This is a genomic window from Stieleria marina, from assembly GCA_007741555.1.
Classification (GTDB): domain Bacteria; phylum Planctomycetota; class Planctomycetia; order Pirellulales; family Pirellulaceae; genus K23-9.
The window spans coordinates 2,394,479-2,418,747 of the sequence record CP036526.1 but is presented as its reverse complement, the minus strand read 5'-3'; the positions used below and the strand labels follow the sequence as shown (position 1 = coordinate 2,418,747).

Annotated in this window: 18 protein-coding genes; 9 read left to right on the top strand and 9 right to left on the bottom strand. The window is 54.5% G+C overall.

The genetic code is table 11. From position 1 onward, the window contains the following. Positions 1-76 precede the first annotated feature (76 nt). Genes K239x_RS08285 through K239x_RS08270 form a run of 4 tightly spaced genes read right to left on the bottom strand, consistent with a single transcriptional unit; the run spans position 77 to position 4,936 of the window. Positions 77-1,447: a metal ABC transporter permease gene (locus tag K239x_RS08285; protein ID WP_145417375.1), complete on the bottom strand. Its 1,371-nt coding sequence runs from the start codon at positions 1,445-1,447 to the stop codon at positions 77-79. After that, entirely contained in the window at positions 1,444-3,024 is a 1,581-nt protein-coding gene (locus K239x_RS08280; protein ID WP_145417374.1) for a metal ABC transporter permease, read from the bottom strand. Before K239x_RS08280 ends, K239x_RS08285 begins: the two co-directional genes overlap by 4 nt. Beyond that, on the bottom strand, positions 3,021-3,869 hold the full coding sequence (locus K239x_RS08275; RefSeq protein WP_145417373.1) for a metal ABC transporter ATP-binding protein: 849 nt from the start codon (positions 3,867-3,869) through the stop codon (positions 3,021-3,023). Before K239x_RS08275 ends, K239x_RS08280 begins: the two co-directional genes overlap by 4 nt. Further along, on the bottom strand, positions 3,866-4,936 hold the full coding sequence (locus tag K239x_RS08270; RefSeq protein WP_419189820.1) for a metal ABC transporter solute-binding protein, Zn/Mn family: 1,071 nt from the start codon (positions 4,934-4,936) through the stop codon (positions 3,866-3,868). Before K239x_RS08270 ends, K239x_RS08275 begins: the two co-directional genes overlap by 4 nt. 169 nt (positions 4,937-5,105) lie before the next feature. Between K239x_RS08270 and mntR the strand changes: the two genes are divergently transcribed. The 4 genes from mntR (at position 5,106) to K239x_RS08250 (ending at position 9,346) form a co-directional block, all read left to right on the top strand. Then, on the top strand, positions 5,106-5,516 hold the full coding sequence (mntR, locus tag K239x_RS08265; protein ID WP_419189819.1) for a manganese-binding transcriptional regulator MntR: 411 nt from the start codon (positions 5,106-5,108) through the stop codon (positions 5,514-5,516). 75 nt (positions 5,517-5,591) lie between these two features. Beyond that, positions 5,592-5,933 (top strand): hypothetical protein, encoded by a 342-nt coding sequence (locus K239x_RS08260; RefSeq protein WP_145417372.1) that lies wholly within the window; start codon positions 5,592-5,594, stop codon positions 5,931-5,933. Positions 5,934-6,874: 941 nt separating this feature from the next. Continuing rightward, a complete protein-coding gene (locus K239x_RS08255; protein WP_145422246.1) occupies positions 6,875-8,566 on the top strand; it encodes a SulP family inorganic anion transporter in 1,692 nt (563 codons plus the stop codon). 120 nt (positions 8,567-8,686) lie between these two features. After that, positions 8,687-9,346 (top strand): toprim domain-containing protein, encoded by a 660-nt coding sequence (locus tag K239x_RS08250; protein ID WP_145417371.1) that lies wholly within the window; start codon positions 8,687-8,689, stop codon positions 9,344-9,346. 50 nt (positions 9,347-9,396) lie between these two features. Here K239x_RS08250 and K239x_RS08245 read toward each other — a convergent pair whose 3' ends face one another. The 3 genes from K239x_RS08245 to K239x_RS08235 all read right to left on the bottom strand — a co-directional run bounded on the left by K239x_RS08245 (position 9,397) and on the right by K239x_RS08235 (position 12,628). Then, the gene (locus K239x_RS08245) at positions 9,397-10,176 is read right to left on the bottom strand and encodes an SDR family NAD(P)-dependent oxidoreductase (RefSeq protein ID WP_145417370.1); all 780 of its coding nucleotides are present in this window, start codon (positions 10,174-10,176) and stop codon (positions 9,397-9,399) included. Positions 10,177-10,327: 151 nt separating this feature from the next. Further along, entirely contained in the window at positions 10,328-11,665 is a 1,338-nt protein-coding gene (locus K239x_RS08240; RefSeq protein WP_145417369.1) for an outer membrane protein assembly factor BamB family protein, read from the bottom strand. A 129-nt stretch (positions 11,666-11,794) separates the two neighbouring features. Continuing rightward, positions 11,795-12,628, bottom strand: a complete 834-nt coding sequence (locus tag K239x_RS08235; protein WP_145417368.1) for a glycoside hydrolase family 16 protein — start codon at positions 12,626-12,628, stop codon at positions 11,795-11,797. A gap of 851 nt (positions 12,629-13,479) precedes the next feature. Between K239x_RS08235 and K239x_RS08230 the strand changes: the two genes are divergently transcribed. The 4 genes from K239x_RS08230 (at position 13,480) to K239x_RS08215 (ending at position 22,106) form a co-directional block, all read left to right on the top strand. Beyond that, positions 13,480-14,781 (top strand): DUF1501 domain-containing protein, encoded by a 1,302-nt coding sequence (locus K239x_RS08230; protein WP_145417367.1) that lies wholly within the window; start codon positions 13,480-13,482, stop codon positions 14,779-14,781. A gap of 117 nt (positions 14,782-14,898) precedes the next feature. Beyond that, positions 14,899-17,313 (top strand): PPC domain-containing protein, encoded by a 2,415-nt coding sequence (locus K239x_RS08225; protein WP_145422245.1) that lies wholly within the window; start codon positions 14,899-14,901, stop codon positions 17,311-17,313. Positions 17,314-17,402: 89 nt separating this feature from the next. Continuing rightward, complete coding sequence (locus K239x_RS08220) at positions 17,403-19,937, top strand: DUF1549 and DUF1553 domain-containing protein (RefSeq protein ID WP_419189818.1); 2,535 nt, start codon at positions 17,403-17,405, stop codon at positions 19,935-19,937. A 159-nt stretch (positions 19,938-20,096) separates the two neighbouring features. Continuing rightward, a complete protein-coding gene (locus K239x_RS08215) occupies positions 20,097-22,106 on the top strand; it encodes a c-type cytochrome domain-containing protein (RefSeq protein WP_145417366.1) in 2,010 nt (669 codons plus the stop codon). Between the two features lie 603 nt (positions 22,107-22,709). Here K239x_RS08215 and K239x_RS08210 read toward each other — a convergent pair. Then, positions 22,710-22,985, bottom strand: coding sequence for a TfoX/Sxy family DNA transformation protein (locus tag K239x_RS08210; RefSeq protein ID WP_419189817.1), 276 nt, complete (start codon positions 22,983-22,985; stop codon positions 22,710-22,712). A gap of 65 nt (positions 22,986-23,050) precedes the next feature. Then, positions 23,051-23,389, bottom strand: a complete 339-nt coding sequence (locus K239x_RS28350; RefSeq protein WP_419189816.1) for a hypothetical protein — start codon at positions 23,387-23,389, stop codon at positions 23,051-23,053. Here K239x_RS28350 and K239x_RS28345 point away from each other — a divergent pair. Continuing rightward, complete coding sequence (locus tag K239x_RS28345) at positions 23,388-24,044, top strand: hypothetical protein (RefSeq protein WP_419189815.1); 657 nt, start codon at positions 23,388-23,390, stop codon at positions 24,042-24,044. The genes K239x_RS28350 and K239x_RS28345 overlap by 2 nt on opposite strands. Positions 24,045-24,269: the final 225 nt, after the last annotated feature.

The following is a 24,269-nucleotide window of genomic DNA, read 5'->3' as shown; positions in this document are numbered from 1 at the left end:
GAAAACCAGAGCCACATGTTAGGTGATGGCTGAACTTTCACGAAGTACCGTTCAGGTGGCCACTTCGTCAACTCGATCAAGACTTTTCGCTTGGGATGGGCCGTCCGTGCGGATCCGTATCCGGAGCGTCGGTCACGCGATCCAAGCGATCACGAAGCGGTCGATCCGTAAAATGCTCGAAACGTTCGGCTTTATCATGGATTCGATCGGTTTCTGTGCTGGTTTCGACGACCAAATACTGCTCCCAAAGTCGGTGCGACCGGACCAATTGGCGAGCACGATCACGACCTCGCCCCGTCAAATGAAAATCGCCGCTGACAGCACCGTCGACAGCACCGTCGACAGCACCGCTGACAGCACCGTCGACCGCGATTTCGCCTCGCCGACGGAGCGTGGCAAGTGCTGCCCAAAGCGTCCATGAACTGGCAAACAAATTGTCAGCCAACTCCGCCTTGGATGGACTGCCTGTTTCTCGTTCTTCGCACCGATAGAGCAGAGCAACAATGTCATCGCAAAGGATTCGGAATGACAGAAATTGACGCCTAACCCATTTAACCAAGACTCCATGCTTTGGACCGAACAACGCTGCCAGAAAAAAGAGCCCGCCGGCGCTGACCGCCATCATCGACGCGGTTGTCGTACTTTCAAAACCGAACCACCGCGGGACGACAATGGCCGAACCATGCCCCAGGATCGCCGACGCCGCTGCAATGAACACACTCAACACGATCATCCAAGCCAATCGATCCGTCAGCATATAGGACGCCGCCGCTGGCACAACAAACATCGCCACCACCAATACGCTACCGACACTTTCAAAGCTGGCCACAGCGGTGATCGAAACCAAAACCATCAACAAGTAGTGCATCAACCGAGCCGAAAAACCCATCGTCGTGGCTAGAGCTGGATCAAAAGAACTGATTTTTAGTTCTTTAAAACACAGCACCACGAACAACGCGTTCACGATCGTGACCACACCCAAAATAAGCGCCGCAGGTGGAAGCACACGGCCAAAGATCTCGACCTCGTCGATCGCTGCCGATTCGATCGCTCCATACAAAACACAGTCCGGATCCAGATCCACGTGATCCGACGCTTGCACCAACATCACAAGCCCCAGAGCAAACAGCGACGTAAAGACTACCCCCATCGACGCACCTTCATCGACACGCCCCACTCGCCTAATCCACTCGGTAAACAACGCTGTCAAAACACCGACGATCACAGCCCCAAAAAACATGGGCAAACTGCTTCGGCTATGGCTGATTAAAAATGCCGCTGCAATGCCCGGCAACACTGCATGAGTCACGGCATCACCGAGCATGCTCATGCGACGGAGAACCAAAAAGTTCCCAAGCAGTGCGGACGAAACCGCGCAAAGGATGCCGATGACAACGATCCAGGTATCGTGTTGCTGCCAGTTCAAATCGATTTGTGCATAGATCATGAAGTGCTTCCCCCTGGCTGCGGACCAGCAGATTCAGGGACACCGATTCCGTGCGGACTCTCAGGAATTTCGACCGTCATTTTTTGTTCTTCCAGCAGATCTTCCAATTGATCAACGATCTCGGGACCCAGCACGTGTTCAATGTCGTCGGCTCCGCGATCCACCAGCCCTGGAGCAACATCGGCGTACGCGATCAAGTACATTTCCCACAATCGGTGCTGGCGAGTCAGACGAGCGGCTTCGACAAACCCAGATCTCGTGAAGAAAACATTATCGTCCGTAAATCGCAAAAGCTCGTCTTCCTGAGCCGCGCGAATCGTTGGCAACAATCGCCCCCAACCCCAGCTTCGCATCGGCAACAATTCAGAAACGGTGACCGCCGCTTTCGATTCGAATCGCGAACTCTTCACGCCGGCACCGATCGTGTTGGGTTCCAAATGTTCGTACATCGCGCGAAGCAAATGCTGTCGCGCGATCCGGCGATTCAACCGCCGACGACGATACGTACGAATCACCACGCCACGAGCCGTACCGAACATCATGCTCAGAAAAAAGAAAAACGAACACACCAGCACGATCATCGCGCCCGACGGCAAATTCGGAAACACTGCACTGAGCACCGCACCCAAAACGCATCCCACCGTCCCAATTACGACGCTGTACACAGACATCCGCCAAAGTTCATGTGTCCAAAACCGGGCAGCAGCAGCCGGTATGACCATCAACGCGATCATTAAAATCAACCCGACCGCTTGCAATCCGACGATGGTGATCAATACGACCATGGACATCAGCACGATATCGAGCCACACGATGGGAAAACCACGTGAACCGGCAAACGCTTCATCGAAGCAAAGAATTTTTAACTCCTTGAAGAGCCCCAGGCAAACCACGATCGCGATCGCTGAAGCCACGATGATTAGCTTTGCATCGTTGCTTCCCATCGATGCGGTCTTGCCGTAGATAAAACTCTCCAGCCCAGCCGCCGAACTGTATTGCATCTGCTGGACGATCCCCAGTAGCGCGATTCCCGCACCAAAAAAAACGCTCAGCACGATTCCCAGTGCCGCGTCTTCTTTGAGTCGCGTCTTGTTCCGAATCCATAGAATCGCCGCAACGCCCAGCAGCCCACTGACTGTCGCTCCGGTCAGCAAGTAGCCCAATGATTTGCCGTCGCGTCCAAGTGCACTTGCGATGATAAACGCCATCGCGATTCCCGGCAGGCTGGCATGACTGAGCGCATCGCCCATCAACGCGCGTTTTCGCAGCAGGGTAAAACTGCCCACCAGGCCAGCCCCCGCGCCCAGCACCGAAACCCCAAGCAAAACCACTCGGGTGTTGTAATCTTGCAGCGAAAGGACTCGTTTCCACTGCTGCCATGTCGGCCAAGTCGCCGACGTATCAGCCAGCGAATCAGCGGCAGCGGCGTAACGCGGCGCGGCCGCGAAAAACAAAAACAAACACGCGATCGCCAACAGTCGCAAAGTCGACGAACCAGCATTCGACAGACAGCCCAGCGAAAAGACACTCCTGCCGGACACGTCGGAATCCGTGGTATTACGACTGCCGCGAATCATAACGCCTGCTCCCGGCGACGCATGGCTTCGGTGACTTCATCCAACAAGGTGAGCCGACCACCATATGTCTTCTGCAGGTTTTCAGACGTAAACGTTTCACTGACAGGACCGTGACTGACGACCCGCATGTTCAGCAAAATGACATGATCGAAGTACTCCGGTACGGTCTGCAAATCATGATGGATGACGACGGCCGTCTTCTCTCGCTTTTTTAGATCTCGCAAAATCTCTACGATCGCGCGTTCGGTCGCCGCATCGACTGCCGCAAACGGTTCATCCATCAGATACAGATCCGCATCTTGCACAAGTGCTCGTGCAAGAAACGTCCGCTGCTGCTGGCCACCAGATAACTGGCTGATTTGTCGATTCGCCAAGTCGGCAATTCCGACTCGATCAAGCGCCTCGAGCGCGCGGGCGCGATGCTTCTTTCGAACCGGAAAAAACCAGCCAATGTCATCGTACAGCCCCATCGTGACCACATCCAATGCGCTCACTGGAAACTGCCAGTCGACGCTTTCGCGTTGAGGCACATAGCCGACCCGCTTGCGATTGTGAGCGTAGGTATCGCCAAAGACACGCACCCTGCCTGAAGCACGCGGTATCAAATCCATGATGGCCTTGAGCAACGTACTCTTGCCGGCCCCGTTCGGACCTACCACGCCGATCAACTGCCCCGCCGGCAGATCAAAACCAACGTCCCAAATCACTGGCTTGCGGTGATAGGCCACGGTGAGATCGTAGACCGAAAGCGGGCAAAGTGGATCAGTCGAAAGGCCCGGCGCACTAGAAGTAGACTCACTTGAGGCAAGCGCGTCCCCAAGCTGGCTGCTTGTTTGTTTGTTCATTCTGATTCACCGGCGATCGTCTCTGCTTCTAGTGTGCCGCCAAAACCCTTGGGGTCAGCCTTGCCGCCCAAGGCTCGTGTGACGGTCGTAATGTTATGGTCCAACATTCCGAAATAGGTTCCCTCGTACGACCCCGTTTTTCCCATGGCGTCGCTAAATAACTCTCCGCCGACCACGACATCATGTCCACGACTGCGGGCCCCTTCGATGAGCGCGTCGATGTTTTTTCGCGAAACGCTACTCTCAACAAAAACGGCTTTCACCTTGCGTTGCACCAGCGTGTCGACCAGGTCGTTGATTCGCTGAACCCCCGCTTCCGATTCGGTTGAAAGGCCTTGAACGCCCTGAACTTCGATACCGTAAGCTCGTCCGAAATAATTGAATGCGTCGTGCGATGTCAAAAGCAAACGCCGTTCTTTGGGAACCGTCGCAACGGCCTCCACACCGTACTGATGCAGTTGTGCCAATTTGGCTCGGTACGCTTTGGCGTTGGATTGGTACTGGGTTGCATGCGCGGGATCAAATTCTGACAGGGCTGATTCCACCGCATCGACGCACTGCGACCAGGCGCTGACATCATTCCATACGTGCGGATCAGGGTGCCCGTCAAAGCCATCGGCGGATATCAACAGAGATTTGTCAATCATCTCCGTGACCGCAAAGACAGGTTTCTTCCGAGCGATTTTGACCAGCGTGTCGCTCATTTTCCCTTCCAACATCAGTCCACAATAAAACACGATGTCGCCGGCCATGATTGACTGAATATCGTCCCGAGTGGCTTTGAACAAATGCGGATCCACTCCCGATCCGCAGATCTGATTGACATCAACCTGTTCGCCGCCAACGTTGCGGACAAGGTCAGCGACCATCCCCACCGTTGCGACCGCCTTGATGGGATACTCGCCGCTAAATGCCATCGCCGAACCCGGATCAGTATTCGTTGGCTTGCAACCGACGCTCAGCGGGAAAACACAGGCCAGCAAGATCATCGGGACCAATCGGCCACGGCGTCTTCGAGGCTTCAATGGCCGATGAGGCTTCAATGGCTGTGCGAACGTCAAGAACATAGAAGGGCTCTGCGGAAGAGATTCAAAATTTGGCTTGCACCGACAACACGCCGAATTGTAGCCATTGCTAAACTATCTGCAAGGCAATAGGTTTGGGCCAGCCAGCGTTTCCGGGCGTCTCCCCATCAAGTTGCTTTTCATTCACCGTTTCGAATCTTGGATCACATCCGTGCCCCAAACACCGCCCTTGCACAAGAACCCGTTTCGCCGGACACGCAACGATCATGCACAAGAAACGGCTGAAGACTACGTCGAAGCGGTTTATCAGATTCTCTGCGAACAAGACACTTGCCGAGCCAAAGACCTTGCGTTGGTTTTCGCGGTCAGTCACGTAACAGTGCATCGCATCGTTGCGCGGCTCCAGCGCGAAGGCTTGTTAGAGACCGCGCCCTACCAACCGATCACATTGACAGCCAAGGGGAAACGGTTAGCCAAAAAGGCTCGGCAACGACACGATATCGTCTACCGATTCTTGCTTTCGATTGGTGTCACGCCCGAAGTCGCAGCGAATGATGCCGAGGGAATCGAACACCACGTCAGCCAACAAACACTTGACCGTTTCGAGCAAGCGATTGAGTGAGGCGGACAAGCAACACGAAAGAACTGCCGCTTCCTAATTCCTCGAATCAAACTTCTCACGCAGCTCTCGGACTTCGTGGCGCAGCTGATCAATCTGCTTCCTCAGCTCCTGCATCTCGCCAGAAGCTGCGCGATGATGTGCCTCGCGTTCTGTGACTTGAAACTCTTCAATTTGGCGCTGCCAGACTTCTGCCTGCTCAACGACTCTCCGCGCAATCTCGCCCATGCCGGCTTCACGCAGGTGTTCGGCGGCGGCCCCCGCGTGTTCGACTCGGGGATGCAGATCGTCGATATTTCTGACGTCACGAATCGGCTGGCCACGATCAGCAAGGTCACGCTTTTCAAAGTCACCAACCCCTGGGTCGCGATCGCGCCGGGACTCCCGCTCCCTGCCTTCGTTGCGAATCCGGTGTTTTGACATTCGCGCCTGCTCGTCACGCTGAATGATCGCTTGCAATTTCCTGTGCTCCTCGCGATCACGCTGTGCCCTTGCGTCCTGTGCTCCTGCTTCCTGAGCCTTTCCTTCCTCTTGACTCGGACCTGCGTCACGGTTCAGGCTCCTCGCCTTTGCCGGGTCAGGGTTTGTCGGTTGACGTCGATTTTGCAGTTCATCGGCGACAACCGGTACGAATACCAAGAGGCCGATAGCGATGATCAGCAGGACCAAACGATGCAACATGAAGTCACCTAATTGATTCAACGTAGAAGAATTGCTCGGCGGCGAAACGCCAGCAGGGTGTTGGAACAAAACACGATCTAACCACGCCAGTCTACCAAAACCAATCGATCGATATCCCGCTTTGCCAGCTTGGCTGTACACTGCATTCAGGCGCGCGATGCGGACTCTCCCATCGCATTGGTGGAGTCACGAATGTGGCCGGGGCAGGGCAGAGGAGGGGGGGGCGTGCGACGACGAATAAGTCTCAGAATTTTGCGTTCGCCTTGGATGCATGCTTGTTGCAGTTTCTGGACCTCAGGGCCACCAAAATCCACCCTTAATGGAGACTGCTCCCCCAACAACCAGCGAGGGAGCGCTGAAGACGCGGCCAAGCATCGGCGGCCCCAACCGACAGGCCACGAAGTCACGTTGACCCTGCCAAGCTGCGAGCTATAGTCCAATGGAAACTTCATCGCTGGAGCGGACATCAACTTGATGAAATCGCTTGCTCGATGGCGATCAATCTCTTTGTCGAAGCATCCGAACGATCAACGCTTGCTTCTTTACCGAGAAAATTCTCGGTGCGACGGCCCATGTTGCCGCTAGAGATTCAGGCTTTCTTTTGCGTCTACGATCGCACGCCCTGGCTTGGCCCGGGTGAATTACCCGCTTCATTGGCGGAACGAATCTCTGGAATCATCATGCTGAATTTTTTTCGTCAACAATCAGGTTCTATCAAGAACGACGTTCTTTCGGGTCTAACGGTGGCACTTGCCCTGGTTCCCGAAGCCATCGCGTTCGCGTTTGTTGCTGGTGTTTCACCGTTGATTGGACTGTATAGCGCGTTCTTTATCGGCGTGATCACGGCAATCGTCGGCGGCCGTCCCGGAATGATCTCCGGAGCCACTGGAGCAATGGCGGTGGTGGTTGTGGCGTTGGTCGCGATGCACGGTGTCGAATACCTCTTCCCGACCGTGATCCTTTGCGGCGTTTTGCAGATCATCATCGGCCTTGCAAGACTGGGAAAATTGATCCGCATGGTTCCGCACTCAGTCATGCTTGGGTTCGTCAACGGCCTGGCCATTGTGATCGGACTCGCCCAACTAGGAAGCTTCAAGACGCTCTCCGCGGATGGCAATCTACAACTTCTCTCAGGCACCTCACTGGCTCTGATGCTGGCACTGGTTGCCCTAACGATGGCGATCATCTGGCTGCTGCCAAAACTGACCAGCGCTGTACCGGCGTCCCTCGCGGCGATCCTGACAGTGACACTGCTGGCCGCCGCCATCAACTATTCGTCCGCGACCGATTCCCGTCAAAACCGACTGGCGACCGTGGGCGACATGCTGCTGACCAATACACAGGTCGCTGCGATCAAAGACGCTGCCATCGAAAAAGAACTTCTGACAGAAGATCCCTTGAGCGTGGACGAAAAGCACGTCGCGATGGCTGCCGCGGCCGAAACAGCCACCGGCATCAGCGGCGGATTGCCGCGACTGTACTTTACTCAATACACCGCCGTACCGTTCACCTTTGAAACACTGAAAATCATCTTCCCATTCGCCATTGTCCTCTGCGGCGTGGGATTGATCGAATCACTCATGACGCTGACCTTGATCGATGAAATCACGGAAACCCGTGGTCAAGGCAACCGAGAATGCGTTGGCCAAGGAACAGCCAACGTTATCTGCGGACTGTTTGGCGGAATGGGGGGCTGTGCCATGATCGGCCAATCACTGATCAACGTAAACTCGGGCGGACGCGGTCGACTCTCCGGTATCACCGCAGCTGTCTGTCTGCTGATGTTTGTGCTGTTCCTGGCACCATGGATCGAACAGATTCCGATGGCGGCACTGGTGGGTGTGATGTTCATGGTCGTGATCGGAACCTTCGAATGGGCGTCGCTGAAAATGTTTCAGCGAATGCCAGTCAGCGATGTATTGGTCATGATTCTGGTTTCGGCGTATACGGTTTTCATGCACGACCTGGCGTCGGCAGTGATCTTGGGCGTGGTCGTCTCCGCCCTAGTATTCGCCTGGCAGCACGCCAAGAACATCGGCGCCGATGTTCAGTTCAACGAATTTGGAAGCAAGATCTACCAGCTTCACGGGCCGTTGTTTTTCGCGTCGGTGACGTCCTTCAAAGAAATGTTTGACGTCGCAAATGACCCGGACGATGTCGTCATCGACTTCTACTACACACGGGTTTACGATCAGTCGGGACTCGAAGCGATCAACCAGATGGCAGAGAAATACGAAGCAGCCGGAAAGCGTCTTCACTTGACTCACTTGAGCGAAGAGTGCCGCGGACTGCTGGACCGAGCGGGTGATTTTGTCGAGATCAACGTCTCCGAAGATCCGCAATATCACGTTGCAGCCGACCGCCTGGCGTAATTTCGCTGGCAACAGACCGCCTGCCAAAGAGTTCGACCAATCTCATCTTCGTTTCGCTGCTGGCTCGCCAGCGGTGTCACCGAAGGTTAGCCTGGACGTTTTCTGTGTATCGGCATCGCGATGAATTTCTACCCCAAACCCGCCAAGCTTCACGAGTGCTTCTTGGCCGGACCTGGCAACGACGCTGAGCTGTTTTTGGTCGAAGGCGATTCGGCCTCGAAATCCGTCGCCCGAGCTCGCGACAGCAAAAATCAAGCCGTCTTGCCAATGCAGGGCAAGCCAATGAATGCCGCCAAAGCAAGTAAGAATTCGGTCGCCAAAAACAACCTTTACCAGAATCTGATCGCGTGCTTGGGCGCTGGCTGGGACGACACGTTTGACCTGGACGCCGTTCGTTATCAACGAGTGATCCTGCTGTTCGACCCCGATGCCGACGGGATCCATTGTGGCGCGTTGATGCTGATGTTTTTCTACCGGTGGATGCGTCCGCTTCTCGAGGCCGATCGTTTAAGCGTGGTGCGACCGCCGCTTTATCAAATCACATCGGCTGACTACCGCGACACGATCTACGCTTATAGCGGAGACCATTTCAAACAAGTCCAAACCGCGCTGAAGGCGAAGAACATCATCTACCAAAGCCAGCGGTATCGAGGACTGGCAAGCATGGGCGAACAAACGCTACTGCAGACTTGCTTGGAGCCTGACTCGCGTCACATCTATCCGCTTGGCCGCAAAGACGCCGAAGCCGCGATCGCTGCTTTCGGAGGCAAACTTCGCTGATCGAGCGTTTCTTTTGCCGCCGGCTCCGATCGATTTGACCTTTCGATCGCTTACCGAGCCGTCCAACCGCCATCGACAGTTAGCATGCTACCGGTCATGTAGCTCGCCGCTTCGCTGGCCAAGAAAATTGCGGCGCCTTGAATCTCTTTCAGCTCGCCCCAACGCTCCAGCGCCGTCGCGCCAACAATAAACTGCTTCGCTTCACTGGTTTCGGCGATCGGCAAATTCATCGGGGTCAGGAACGGGCCAGGGCAAATGGCGTTGACCGTAATCTTGTCAGCAGCGAGCTCCAAACCAAGTGCGCGAGTCAACTGCACCACGGCTCCTTTGCTAGTCGCATACGGAGTTCGATTCGCTAAACCAACCAAGCCCAGCGTACTGGCCAAGTTGATAATGCGACCTTGCTGCCGCGGCTTCATCACCGAAGCGACGTGCTTGCAACACAGCCACATGGCATCGACGTTGATGCTCTGGACTTTGCGAAAATCGTCTAGCGAAAGCTCTTCGATCGAACCACGAATATTAATCCCAGCGTTGTTGATCAAAATGTCGATGTTGCCGAACTCCTTTGTAGCATGATCGACCATTGCAATCACTTGCTGCTCGACCGAAACATCCGCCTGCATCCCCACTGCCCGCACGCCGTACTCTTTTTCAATCAAGCTGGCCGCCACCTGAGCTTCTTGTTCGTTGCGACTGACCAAGACCAAGTTCGCGCCCGCCGAAGCCAGGCCTGCCGCCATCGCTTCGCCAAGTCCTTTGGAACCTCCCGTCACGATCGCAACTTTGTCATCCAAACGAAACTGATCAATCCCGGGCCATCGTGTCATACCGAATTCTCTTTTCGTAAAACCAAGTTCAAGCGTCAATAACTGCTGCGGCGGGGAGACTCCAGAAACAGAATAACACGCCCACAGAACACAAGGAATCGAAGACTACATAGACGACAACGTACGCCCACACTAGCAGCCCGCGTCCTGACTAGATCGCTGGCGATGCTGTCTTGATGCAGACCAAGTTTTCGGTTCGGTCGTCGCCCGAACCTACGCCAACCCGCAAATAGATCTCAGTATCAGCAACCGCCGGACTGGCGTAACAATCCGTGCCCACCTGATTCGTTGCAATCGACTGAAACTCGCCGTCGACTGATTTAAACACATGCGTGTTTCCGCTGAGATCGGACACGTAAACGGTATCGTTGCAAACGATGGGCGAAGCACTGAAATTCCCGCCCAAACGTTTTCGCCAAACTTGCTTTCCATCCGTCACGGACCAACAGTTCGCCACCCCGTCATCGCTGACACCGATCAATTCGTCGCCCAACAGAACCATCGACGGTTCATAAATCTTCGTTCGATTGGACCACAAAATCTCGCCTGCCGCGGACAAGCAGACCGTCTCTTTGTCCGGATAGCCGCCACTGGCAAACAACAGGTTGTCCGTCGAAACGATCGTGCCGCAGGTGGCCTCGGAAATGCACTCGGTTCGCCAAAGCTGCTTGCCCGTTGCTGGATCGTAGCTGGTCACAGCATCGCATCCACTGATCAACAACTGATCACGTCCCCCAACATTGGCAACCGTTGGACTGGAATAGCTGCTGATGTTCCCTCGCGCGACCCGCCATGCAATCTCGCCCGTTTGGCCATCCATTGCCGTGATGTAACCGCCTCCCATGTTGTCTGCGGCGACGATCACCAGCGACTTGTACAAAATCGGTGACACGGCGTAGCCAAACTTAGAGACAAACAAGCCAGCTTCTTTCTGCCAAACGATTTCGCCGTCCAAGCCCAACGCCGACACCATGACTTTGTCGTTGTTTAGAAATCCGATGTACAGTCTTTGCCCATCGCAGGCGATCGTTCCATTTGCATTCGTGCTCTTGTTGTGAATCGATCGCTGCGAAGGAAACTGACCGGCGTGGACTTCGCGTCGCCACCGCTGGTCGCCCGTTTTTCGATCATATGCCAGTACAAGCTGTTGCTGCTTGTCGTTGATCGCTGTGGCCAAATAAACAACGTCCCCCACGACAATTGGCGAACCATGACCGCGACCGGGAACGTCTAACTTCCAACGCACGTTTTGCGACTCGCCCCAATTCGTCGCCACTTCACGATCCTCCACCACGCCATCGATCGATCCACCGCGCCACTGGTTCCAATGTAGGGTTGGCAAGTCCGCGCTATCCACCAACGTATCACGAACCTCCACTCCACTTTGCGCCGCCGAGATCTCTTTGACCGGATTCTTTTCCCCGCACCCCACGGCGACCACCAGCATCAGCGTTGAACAAAAACCGGTCAGACGAAATGATAAAGTCATAGTGAAGTCGCGTTCCAAGGGAGGTTAAGTTCTTCAGTGGCAAAGAGAGTTTTACGCAGAGCCAACCGTACCATCCACATCGAATTGACTGAATTGGACACACGCCGCCCAAACAATGCAGAACGCAGCCTATTTGCCCAACGGGATGTATTTGAAACTGCGAATGATCAGTTCGTGCTCCTTGTCATTGTCGGGCCCCTCGACGTAGGGCTTCTGGTCCTTGGGATGAAAGATCCAAAAATTGATGATGGGCACTTCGTCAAGGTCTTTCGGAACGACCGGACCGTTGTAGATGTGGCGAATCGATCTGCCCAAACCTTTGCCTGCCAGCGTTTCCTGCAGCGGATAGCTCGCCTGCGTTCCTTCGGTAAGAAAGCCCTCGAAGCTCTCCCATTGGATCTCGGCCTGCGACCAGCGGAATCGGTGCGTAGTGTTGTCTGTGTTGGGCTTGCTCAAAAAATGCACGCCGGGCGATTTGGTATCCGGATCGTGCGTCGTGAAGAAGTGATTTCCGGGCCCCCAAGCACTTGTAAACTCGATGTCAATTTCGTGAGGCGTGTCGGGCTTTTTGTTGCCAACTTCGCCATCGGTTTGCGACGCGACTCGCGCCGGGGAAAGGTACGTGAACAATCCAACTACCACATTGGAAGCGTAACCATCCCAACGTGACGCCAACTCCCATTGATACGTGCCATACCCAAGTGATTTCGTTAGGGCGACTTGGCTGGACGTCCACTGACCATCGTCACGTTGCGAGATTTTCAAGTGGAGCAAACCGTTCGCATCGATGAAAACGTTTTTGTCAGAACCGGAAAAAAGATTGTTCCCGGGACCTCGACGCTGATCGCCGCTATCACTAACGTTCCATTCGTAGCCCGACCATTCAACGACTCTCTGCCCGCACGCGGTCGCTTGAGGGAGGATCAGCAAGCAGGTCGTGATGGCCGCGTACAGTTTGATCATTCTTGGAATTTAAACTTTGTTGTTGTCATTTGCTGGTCAAGCAGGAACCAGAGGCAGGAAAATACTGTCAGTGATTCTCGGCTGATTTCAAGCCGTATAGGCTAGCAGCTGGGCGTCACATCTTGGGGCAGTCGCCAAGGTATCGCGACGCACAGCGGGTTCGGGATTGCGACGCACTGCGGGATCGCACCAGATTTCGCAAAGCGTTTCAAAACGCAGTCCCCACGAACGATGGCCTGGAGACGCTCTGCAGACAAAACAATGCCGGCCTGGTTGATCCAAAATGCCAACGCATCGGCAAGCCAGTGAGCGAGAGCTGCCGTTGTCAGCCAAGCCAAATGGGCGCAATCTCCCTCCCAGAGTGATATCCCCGCTTCCTGCACCGCCCGTTTGGGTGGTTTCCGGCCGAAAGCTTGGCAAGACCATTGATACGACCGGTCGTGTTTGACTTCAAACCCGAATGTCTCTAACCTTAAAAGCGGTTTGTGGTGACTGGGATCCCTTTGCGGATTACAATCAGCGACACGAACCAATCCCAACCCCACCTTGGTGATCGTCAGTCAACAGACGGCTTTCAACGGTCATTTGCTCAACGCGAAATCACCAAGGCCCGCCTCAAAACGCGTATCCCCTTTCGCGTTCAAACAACACCCGAATGATTCAGGTCGTGTGGAAGTTGATTCAGCTTTCAGCAAAACGGAATTTCTCCACGCGGCTCCCGATCCGTTTAGCTTTAATCGCTGAACTACATTGCAAAGAACTTCAGTCCAGCGATGGCCCCAGGCCGTGGCGGTTTATGAGTTCTCACGACGTTCGTTCCCACCAAATCAATTAGCCGTTGGAGTTAAGCAATGCGTTGCCATGGAAACCCTTTCAGTCGTCGTGGATTTCTAGCTGCCGGAGCGCTCGGCGGACTCGGATTGTCGCTGCCAGAACTGTTGATGCGGCAAGCGATGGCCGAACAAAAAAACTACGACTTTGTCAAAGCCAGGGCAAAGAGCGTCATCCATATCTATTTGCCAGGCGGAATGGCTCAGCAAGAATCGTTTGACCCCAAGCCCTACAGCCCGCTGGAATATCGCGGTGAGCTACGTCCAATCAAAACCAAGACGGGCGAACACTTCTGCGAAACGGTTCCACAACTCGCCAAGAGAAACGATAAGTTCAGCGTCATTCGTTCGATGACACACGGCGAAGCGGCTCACGAGCGCGGCACGCACAACATGTTTACCGGCTACAAGCCAAGCCCCGCGCTTCGCTACCCTAGCTTCGGATCGGTGGTCAGCCACGAATACGGGCCACGCAACAATTTGCCTCCCTACGTGTGCATTCCCAACGTTCCCAATGAATTCGCCGGCACCGGCTACTTGCCTAGCAGCTACGGCGGATTTGCACTGGGCAGCGATCCCGCCCGCAGTGATTTCAAAGTCCGCGACCTGGACTTGGCCGGCGGCGTCACCGACGAACGATTTATGCGACGTAAGGCCGCGTTAGAAATCGTGAACAACAAGTTCGTCAGTTCAACCGGAGCGGACAACGTCGGCGCGATGAACACTTTCTACGAACGTGCCTACAGTTTGCTGGACACTCCGCAGGCCAAGGAAGCGTTTGATATCGGCAAAGAAGACGCCAAGATGCGTGACCGCTACGGCCGTCATGATGCTGGCCAGCGGCTGCTGATGGCTCGCCGACTGGTCGAAGCCGGCACCCGATTGGTCACTCTGACCTATGGCAGTTGGGACATGCACACCAACATCACGACAGGATTCCGATCGCAAATGCCCAAGCTGGACCAAGGATTGTCTGCATTGATCGATGACTTGTCGTCACGCGGTTTGCTGGACGAAACGCTGGTCATGGTCAGTAGCGAATTCGGACGGACGCCTAAAGTCAACAAGGACGCCGGTCGCGATCACTGGCCAAAAGTCTTCAGCGTCATGCTGGCTGGCGGCGGTATCAAAGGCGGCGTAATCCACGGTGCTTCGGACTCGACGGCAGCGGAACCCGAAGAGGATGCCGTGTCGCCTGCTGATTTGGCCACGACGATGTACCGCCTGATGGGCATTGTCGCGGACAAAGAACTGATGGCTCCCGGCGATCGACCGATCGAAATCGTCGACGGCGGAAAGCTCATCAAGCCATTGATGGTTTAACCAGACGTACGCACCAAGCAATGAGACGCGCGCATCAATGATCCGCGCGAAGCAGGGCATCAAAATGCCCACGGGTTCTTTTTCGTATTCAAACAATCTTGCCAAAAAATGAACGTCATGTTCCGCATCAGCCTGATTGCACTCGCCGTCTTTGCATCGTCGTCACTCGCCACTGCTGCTCTGCCATTAGTAGATCGGCTCGAACCGCTGGGCGTGGTGCGGGGTGAAGAAACAACGGTCACTTTTCATGGGCAACGGATTTCCGACGCCTACCAAGTGTTAGCCGACGTCCCCGGGATCGAGATCTTGGAGGTCAAGGCTGTCGACAACAAGAAGGTCGAAGTCAAACTGAAAACGAACAAAGATCTTGCTCCGGGCTTGTATCCCGTGCGTTTGATCACCAAGAGCGGCATTGCGAATCTACGCTTAATCGGCGTGGGCGCGATGCCTATTGTCAAAGAGGCCGAACCAAATAATGAGTTTGATAAACCTCAGACAATCGAGATCAACAAAACGATCGAAGGCGTCGTGACTCGCGAAGACATCGATCACTACCAAGTCAAACTCACCAAGGGCCAAACCCTCAACATCGAAATCGAAGGCATTCGGCTTGCGTTTTCGCTGAGAAACCAAAACATTCTTGATCCTTACATCGCGATTTTGGACGAAGGACGTTTTGAAGTCGCGACCAGCGACGATTCACCTTTGCTGCAACAAGATGGACTGTGTTCGTTCACGGCCCCCGAAGACGGAACCTACACGATCTTGGTCCGTGACAGTTCTTTTCGGGGCAATCCCATCTGCGGCTATCGATTACACGTGGGTACCTTCCCAAGACCAGTTGCTGTCGTCCCTGCCGGTGGAATGCCCGGTTCGATGATGAAAAGCAAATTGGTCGACATGCACCACGGCGTCACAGAGGCGTCCGTACAGCTCCCCAGTGAGACCAACGATCGCTGGCCAGTCGTAACCGAAAACGAAAACGGCGTTAGCCCTTCGCCAAACTGGGTGCGAGTCAACGAACTGCCGGTCGTGATGGAAAAAGAACCCAACGACGACTATCGCAAAGCCCCCGAGTACACCGCGCCGGCTGCGTTTTGCGGATTGATTGACAAAGCCAACGACTACGATTGCTATGCATTTACTGCCAAAAAAGGAAAGCGGTATCGCATCGAAGCCTTTGCTCGCGAAGTGCTACGCTCCCCGCTTGATGCATACTGCAACGTCTTTGGGCCTGACAACAAAACGATTGCTTCGTCGGACGACAGTCGCGGCAAAGTCGACCCGTTTATGGAATTCACCGCCAAAGCGGACGGCAAGCACACGGTTCGCGTCTACGATCAACTTCGTGGTGGCAGCCCGATTCATAACTATCGGATCGAAGTCACGATGCCCGATCCGACCTTTGCATTGACGCTCAAGGAACTGCGACGTGACGAAGCGCAAGTTGTTTCTGTACCAGCTGGTGGCTCCATCGCAATGGTCGTGACATCGGCCCGGAGTGTCTACAACGGCGAAATTCAAATGGAGCTGGCTGGACTGCCCGAAGGCGTGGCGGCAACCACATTCCCGATCCCACCGGGACGAAACGAAATCCCCGTGGTGCTGACGGCATCCAAAGACGCCAAACAAACCGCTTCACTCTTTGCAGTGGCCGGCCATGGCGATGAAAAGAATTTCAATGTGATGGGACGTCTCTCGCAGACGCACAAATTGGTTTTGGGCCAAAACCGCCGACACATGTGGGCGTACAAAACCAATCGAGCAGCGATGGCAGTCACGGAAAAGGCTCCTTTTTCGATTGAGCTGGTGCAGCCAAAGACTCCGATCGTCCGCAGTGGCAGCAAAAATTTGCTGGTCAAAATCGTGCGTGACGAAGGTTTCGACGGAGTGGTTTCACTGCGAACGCTTTACAACCCTCCCGGAGTTGGCGTGAACAACAGCCGACGAATCGACAAAGGCAAAACCGAAGCGTTGATCCCTATCACCGCCAACGGCAGCGCTGCGATTGGCAAATGGCCAGTCATCATGGTTGCCAGTTACGCCACCAAAAACGGAACCGCTTACATCTCGACGGAGGCCGCCTTGCTGGACGTCCAAAACTCGATTTTCAAATACGAATTCCCCAAGTCCGCCGGCGAACTGGGAAGTGAAGTGTCAGTAGCGCTGAAGATGGAAGTTCTAAGAGAGTACGAGGGAGACGCAGAAGTTCAGCTGGTCGGAATGCCCAACGGTGTTACGAGCCCAACGCCGATCCAGAAAATCAACAAGGACACCAAAGTCGTCACCTTCCCATTGGTGATCGCCGACAACGCCAAGGTCGCGAAGCACAAGACTTTGAATGTCCAATCACGAATCAAAGTTGGCGACGAAACGATCGTTCAAACGACCGGCACCGGGGAACTTCGTGTTGACAAGCCGTTGCCACCGAAGAAGGACGCCCCCAAGGTGGCAAAGAAAGCAGTCGCCAAGAAGCCCGCTGCTCCCAAGGCACTTAGCCGCCTTGAGCAGCTCCGACAAGCGAAAAACTAATTCACCTCACGGACGCGCATTCATCGATTCGCATTCCATCAGGAAGTTCACCGGCCAACTTAGATGAGAAGGCCTGCGAGAATTAAATTATGACTTCAAAAACAACTTCGTCATTCATGTCACTGCGACGATTCGCAATTGCGTCGGCTGTAGCCAGTTTGATTGGCTCATTCACGATTGCTCCCTTAATCGTTGACAGACCGGTCAGTGCGGTCGAACCGGCCGAAGCCGCGGCGACGTCTACGATCGCAAAGAACCCGCCGATTACTCCGGACCTGGCTGTTTATCCTCCCAATATCAAACTGGGATCGGCACGCGATTTCCAATCGTTTGTTGCGGTCATCCGACGCGACGACGGAATCACGGAAGACGCAAGTGAACGAGTTCAGTGGACGGTCGCTGATGCGTCAAAAGTCAAACTAGACGGCTTCTCTTTGTTTCCCATCGCGGATGGCAAAACGGAGCTGATCGGTAAATACAACGGTGCCGTTGTCAAAATTCCTGTGGAAGTTTCAAACGCGACAGCAAAACCGGCGATCAGCTTCGAAAAAGACATCATGCCCGTGCTGACCCGCAGTGGTTGCAACACGGGATCGTGCCACGGTGCCGCACGTGGGAAAGACGGATTCCGAATCAGCTTGTTCGGCTTTGACCCCGAGGGTGACTATCACCGGATCACACGTGAGATCGGTGTCCGGCGCATCAACTTGGCTGTCCCCGAAGAAAGCCTCTTCCTGAAAAAATCGATCGGTTCAGTCCCCCATACAGGCGGAAAACTTTTCGGGACCGATTCAGATTACTACGCAACCGTTTTGGAATGGCTGCAAGATGGTGCCAAACTGGACGCCAAAGACAAGAAACCACCCACCGTCGACTCCGTTGCCATCTATCCGGAGCAAGCCGTGATCGAGGGCGAAGGAACGAAACAACGTTTTGTTGCAGTCGCTAGTTACAGCGACGGAAGCACGCGTGACGTGACGCGTCTTGCTGCCTTTACGTCGAACAATTCCGGAACCGCCGCCATTGATGACAGCGGAAATGTGACCGCAGGTCGTCGCGGTGAAGCTTTCGTAATGGCTCGATTCGATACGCATACGGTGGGAAGCCAAGTGCTGGCGTTACCAGTCGATTTGAAATACACCGAGCCAAAGATCACGGGAGAATACATCGACCAACTCGTCGGGCGAAAGCTTCAGCAATTACGCATCGAACCCAGTGGCCTTTGCAGCGACGAAGAGTTCATTCGCCGTGTCACGATCGACATCACTGGTCAAATGCCGACCGAGCAAGAGTACGATTCCTTTAGCAACGATGCAGGGGCCGACAGACGATCCGCCCTCGTCGATCGTTTGCTGGAGCGAAAAGAGTTTAGCGAAATCTGGGCCATGAAATTTGCTCAGCTTTTGATGATCAAGAGCACCAACCAAGTCAGCTACAAATCGGCGTTTCTGTATGCCAATTGGTTGACCGACAAGTTCGCCCGCAATGTGCCAATCGATCAAATGGTTCGCGAATTGTTGACCAGCACAGGTGGGACGTTTACATCACCGTCGACCAACTTTTATGAAATCGAACGCGACACGCTGAAGACGTCTGAAAACGTCGCGCAGGTTTTCATGGGCATCCGGACTCAGTGCGCACAGTGCCACAACCATCCGTTCGATCGCTGGACCATGAACGACTACTACGGTTTTGCGTCGTTCTTTTCGCAGGTTGGTCGCAAGCAGGCCGAAGACTACCGCGAAAAAATCGTTTACAACCGCTTCAGCGGCGAAGTCAATCACTTGGTGACAAAGAAGCCAGTTCCGCCAACCTTTCTGGGCGGTGCTTCGCCTGAAACCAAAGGCAAAGATCGCCGCGCCGTCTTGGCCGATTGGCTGACAAGCCCCGAGAATCCGTACTTTGCCAAATCGATTGCAAACCGAGTCTGGGCTCACTACATGGGCGTGGGTCTGGTCGATCAAGTCGACGACATCCGCGTCAGCAATCCGCCCAGCAATCCTGAACTGCTGGACAAATTGGGTGAGAAACTGATCGAGTACAAGTATGATTTCCGTCGCTTGGTTCGCGACATTTGCAACAGTGATGCCTACCAGCGCAGCAGTGCCACCAACGACACCAACGCTCACGACCATCGCAATTACGCGCATGCTGTGATTCGTCGTGTACCCGCCGAAAGCTTGCTGGACTGCATTAGCCAAGTAACGGCCTCACCAGACAAATTCACGGGTTTGCCTCTCGGGGCTCGCGCCGTGCAAATCGCTGACGGCAAGACAACCAACTACTTCCTGACGACCTTTGGACGCTCACCACGTGCCAGCGTCTGCGAGTGCGAAGCGACCACCGACCCGTCGCTTTCGCAGGCACTGCACTTGCTAAACGGAAGCAGTGTCAGTGACAAAATCGTCCGCGGCAAACTGATCGATACCTGGCTGAAAGAAGAAAAGCTTTCTCCCGAGGAAATCATTGACCGAATCTACTTGCGCTGCTTGACTCGGAAACCTACCGAAGAAGAGAAGAAGGAATTGGTCAAAAAGCTGGGTGACGACGAAAACAAATCGCCGGCTCTGCAAGACATCTTCTGGGCTGTCCTGAACAGTCGCGAATTCGTCTTCAACCACTAGCGAATCCCCAGTAGCGAACGCCTGACACTGGAATTCGCCAAGCAGTTCCTGCAAAGCGATTCAAACCAGAGATCAATTCCAGCAGGATGCACCTGGATCGAGAATCGACTTCGCACGTCGGGTAACAGTACTTTCCAAACTCAAGAAATATCCACCACGATGTCCGCCATGATCTATCGCACCTGCATCACACTTGGATTGACCCTCGTCTCGCTTTCGCTATCCAGCGCCGAAGAAAAAAAGTCGACTGACGCGGCAAAGAAGGTCACGTTCGAGGACGACGTAAAGCCGATTTTTCGGCAACATTGCAATAGCTGTCACAATGCGGGTGATGCCAAAGGTGGCTTGTCGCTCGATTCTTACACTGCCACCATCGAAGGTGGTGGTTCGGGCGAGATTGTTTTTGATGATGGTGACGCCGACGGAAGTCGACTTTGGCAACTCGTCAATCATGATGACACTCCCGTGATGCCACCCAAGCAAGATAAGTTGGCCGCCGAAAAACTGGCCGTCATTCGCGCCTGGATCGAAGGCGGGATCCTGGAAAACTCGGGCTCCAAAGCAAAGGCCAAAAAGAAGAATGCACTGGCTTTCGTCGCCAGCACAGGCGGCAGACCCGAAGGGCCGCCGCCGATGCCAGAATCGGTACCGCAGAACGTGCCGGTGGTTACGCAGCGTGCTTCGGCGATCACCGCGATTGCTGCGAGTCCTTGGGCGCCACTAATCGCAATCGCCGGACAAAAACAAATCGTGCTGTATCACAGCGACTCCAGCGAACTGCTAGGTGTTTTGCCGTTCGACGAAGGAATCGCACAGTCGCTGCGATTTAGCAAGAACGGACAGTTTTTGATTGCGGGCGGCGGTGAACACAGCGTCAAAGGCATCGCTGCGGTTTACAACATCAAGACCGGTCAGCGTGTCGCTACGGTGGGTGATGAACTGGACACAGTATTTGACGCCGATGCAAATGACACCATGAATCGGATCGCGATGGGCGGCCCACTCAAGTTGCTCCGCATTTTTGACGCGACCTCTGGCGAGCAACTCTTTGAGCTAAAAAAACACACGGACTGGATTTTCACGGTCGCGTTCAGCCCCGATGGAATTCTGATCGCAACCGGCGACCGATCCTCTGGACTGTGCGTTTGGGAAGCCGAAACGGGCCGTCTTTACCTTGATCTTACCGGGCACAAGGGCGCAATTCACCAAGTCGCGTGGCGCGATGACTCCAACGTTTTGGCAAGTGCTAGCGAAGACGGCACGGTCAAATTGTGGGACATGGCCGCCGGCAAACTGGTCAAATCTTTCAACGCTCACGGGGGCGGTGCCACATCAGTCGCGTTCGATCATCAAGGCCGAATCGTCACGGCAGGCAAAGACAACAAAGCAGCCCTCTGGGATGGCAACGGCAAGAAGATCCGTGATTTCCAACCCATGAAAGAAGATGTTCTAGAGGTCGCGATTGCTCACGATGGCAAACACGTCGTCTACGGCGATTGGACCGGTGATGTATTGAGTTCGTCGGCTGATGATCCCAAACAATTCGTTTCACTGGCCGCCAACCCGCCGCCCGTGTCAAAACGGATCGAAGGAGCAAAGACACAGTTGGTTTCGATTCAACAAGAAATCCAACCACTCAAAGCGTCATGGGATGCGGCTCAAAAATCAGTCGTCGCAGCTCAGAACCCGATCAATAATTTGAACGCGAAGATCGCTGCACTTCGCGCCGAATCAAAGAAATCGTCGGAAGCGGCGACTGCAACTCAAAACCAAATCAAAGCTATCGACAGCGAACTTCCCGGGCTGACCAATGCATCGCGTGACTTGCATGACGTCGTCATCGCAGCACGAATCAACCTGAAAACCAAACCCAACGATCTAGAAAGCGTTGCTGCTGCGGAGGCAGGATTGGCCAATTCGCTGACTCAACTCGCTCAGAAACGCCGAGCACGTATTGCATCTGCCAAGGCCGTTGTCGCACATCAACAAGCTTCGAACGCCAAGAAAGCAGAAGCAGACAAGCTTGCCGCTACCCTGACGCCACTTCAGCAAAAACTTGCAGCAGTGACTCAGGTCGCCGCAGCGGCCAAATCCAAACACGACCAGGTCGCAGCAAAGATGCAGGCAGCTAAATCCAAAGTTGATCGGCTTGCTTCTGCAATGAAGTAGAAGCGTCTCCCCTGAGCACGTTTTGCATACGGTCCGATCGACTAACAACGAAATCGTTTGACCAGGCGGCTCCCCCAGGGAATTCATGAACGATTCTCTCGGCTGCATGCGCAACACTCGCGCCGGAAGATTTGACATCGAACAAGCGGTTCTCTTTCGCAACTCGAAGCAGCCGTCCGCTGGAGTGAAGACACAGCTCGGTCATCTTCGCAGCAGGATTACAGCAAGACACAAGCACTGGTGATCCAATTAGCGACTGATTGCAAGAGATACTGGGCAAGGTCGATTTGCGACTCGATTCTGCGATGCTCCTGTTGGACAATCAGATTGCCAAGGATTGTGTTGGCGTAGAAGAACGATGGCCTTAGCGATTCTTCATCGAACCGTTTACAACGCAGTCGGGACAGTCCGGGTAAAACGGAATGCAAAGCAGGGTCAGAACGGCACGCAAACACGTTTCACCTGCTTGGCCACAAGACGTTGAGACAGCACCATCAGCCTCCGCTAGCTATTCCTTAGCATTTGAACGGCGACGCGAAATTTGGCGTCCTCTTTCCCTAGCCCTCAAAATTGGGTGGCAACGACCAGAGCGCGCCGCTCCTACTAGCGAAACCGCCCCGATGCACGGAGCTCGGCGCTCAGCTTTTTGAACTCAGCTTTCTTTTTCTCAGGCAACTCTCGCCAATCAATGTCATGGACGGCACCATAGAGCGCATAGAGACATGCGGCATTACAGCACTTAGCGCTGCGCCCAATCTTTCGGCGCCCTTCCAACATCTGCAGAAATGTTGCCTCAACTCCCAGGTCGATCACATCTTGCGCAACCAGAATATCGACTGCTTTTAGATCAGCCTCGCATGCTGGCCCAAGGTTGCGCATTTCGGAAATCGGTCGTTGATCTCGATGCTCCATTGATTTCTCGATGCAATGTCGGTGCGAATTTCTCAGGACCAGTTCATTGTTGTCATTAACGACTGGACTTCCAAGGTTCGTTCAACCAAAATATTGAGTGGCCGATCGTGCGCAGCATTCGGCAACTTGTCATCTATTGTGGTACTAGTCGTTTCGATGAACTTTCGCGTCAAGTGTTCCAGTTGCCAGTCCGTACTGCAAGTTCCAGAATCGGCCAGAGGCAAAAAGATCAAATGCTCGAAATGCCAATCGATCATGTCGATCCCAACGGCTTCCACCCCGGGCTCCGCACCGAGCCAGCCAGCGGCGGCTGCGGGCCTTAACGTTAAATGCCCTGGATGCCAGTCAACGCTGAAACTCAGCGCGTCCATGGCAGGACGCGTCGTCAAGTGCAGCAAGTGTAGCACCCAACTGAAGATTCCTGGCGGGGCTCCTGCGAGTGGTGTTTCGCCCTCAGCGGCGCCCACCCCCGCCGCTCCCAAGTCGGTGTTTGATGACAGCGATCCGTTTGCGGACCTGCCAACTTCGTCCCCCGCGGCGAATGCCGGAAACCCCGGTGGCGCGGGCGCCTTTCCAGCTGCTCCAGCTCCCGGCGGCTACAACCCGTACGCCCCACCTCCCGCACGCAAAAGTAAATCGAAACGCGGAGGAGCGCAGCGAGGCAACTCCTCTGGCAATTACACGATCCCGGGCCTTTTGATCCTGCTTTGGTCAGCCCTCGGGATCATAGTCGGCATCTTTCAGATTGGGATGGTGGTGTACGTGATCGCGACGGGACAAATCGACATGCAGCAAGTCGATATGCCGCGATTCCTTGGCCAAATGACGGGACGTGTCTTTGCCATCTGCCTCTTTGGTGTGATGGCCACGGGAGGGTTTGCCATGATGCAGAGACAAAATTTGGGCACAGCGAAAGCTGCCGCCGTATTGGCAGCGATCCCATGCTTTGGCTGTTTCGTTTTTCCGTTCGGCATCTGGGCCTGCGTGCAGCTGTTTTCAGACAAAGCTGAACGAGACTTCAGGTAGGGCGTCACAACCACAAGCCCTTCGACTCGATCAGCTGATGCGCACCCCCGAGTGCTGAAGCCCCGAGCCATCACTTCACTGATCTACAACTCAAGTCTTCCCATCACGATTCGACCGCACAGAATCAACGCCTAACCTGCACTGGGCCTGCTCCTAAGTTACGATGCTTGTGCAAAATGTGTTTATACAAAACGTGAACTGCTTCGTCGGTGTCGTTGATAGACA

What these genes read in the sequence shown, in the direction of transcription:
- K239x_RS08285 (WP_145417375.1), bottom strand. Translation starts at nt 1,447, where the DNA reads ATGATCTATGCACAAATCGATTTGAACTGGCAGCAACACGATACCTGG.
- K239x_RS08280 (WP_145417374.1), bottom strand. Translation starts at nt 3,024, where the DNA reads ATGATTCGCGGCAGTCGTAATACCACGGATTCCGACGTGTCCGGCAGG.
- K239x_RS08275 (WP_145417373.1), bottom strand. Translation starts at nt 3,869, where the DNA reads ATGAACAAACAAACAAGCAGCCAGCTTGGGGACGCGCTTGCCTCAAGT.
- K239x_RS08270 (WP_419189820.1), bottom strand. Translation starts at nt 4,936, where the DNA reads ATGTTCTTGACGTTCGCACAGCCATTGAAGCCTCATCGGCCATTGAAG.
- K239x_RS08255 (WP_145422246.1), top strand. Translation starts at nt 6,875, where the DNA reads ATGCTGAATTTTTTTCGTCAACAATCAGGTTCTATCAAGAACGACGTT.
- K239x_RS08250 (WP_145417371.1), top strand. Translation starts at nt 8,687, where the DNA reads ATGAATTTCTACCCCAAACCCGCCAAGCTTCACGAGTGCTTCTTGGCC.
- K239x_RS08245 (WP_145417370.1), bottom strand. Translation starts at nt 10,176, where the DNA reads ATGACACGATGGCCCGGGATTGATCAGTTTCGTTTGGATGACAAAGTT.
- K239x_RS08240 (WP_145417369.1), bottom strand. Translation starts at nt 11,665, where the DNA reads ATGACTTTATCATTTCGTCTGACCGGTTTTTGTTCAACGCTGATGCTG.
- K239x_RS08235 (WP_145417368.1), bottom strand. Translation starts at nt 12,628, where the DNA reads ATGATCAAACTGTACGCGGCCATCACGACCTGCTTGCTGATCCTCCCT.
- K239x_RS08230 (WP_145417367.1), top strand. Translation starts at nt 13,480, where the DNA reads ATGCGTTGCCATGGAAACCCTTTCAGTCGTCGTGGATTTCTAGCTGCC.
- K239x_RS08225 (WP_145422245.1), top strand. Translation starts at nt 14,899, where the DNA reads ATGTTCCGCATCAGCCTGATTGCACTCGCCGTCTTTGCATCGTCGTCA.
- K239x_RS08220 (WP_419189818.1), top strand. Translation starts at nt 17,403, where the DNA reads ATGACTTCAAAAACAACTTCGTCATTCATGTCACTGCGACGATTCGCA.
- K239x_RS08215 (WP_145417366.1), top strand. Translation starts at nt 20,097, where the DNA reads ATGTCCGCCATGATCTATCGCACCTGCATCACACTTGGATTGACCCTC.
- K239x_RS08210 (WP_419189817.1), bottom strand. Translation starts at nt 22,985, where the DNA reads ATGCGCAACCTTGGGCCAGCATGCGAGGCTGATCTAAAAGCAGTCGAT.
- K239x_RS28345 (WP_419189815.1), top strand. Translation starts at nt 23,388, where the DNA reads ATGGCAGGACGCGTCGTCAAGTGCAGCAAGTGTAGCACCCAACTGAAG.
- K239x_RS28350 (WP_419189816.1), bottom strand. Translation starts at nt 23,389, where the DNA reads ATGGACGCGCTGAGTTTCAGCGTTGACTGGCATCCAGGGCATTTAACG.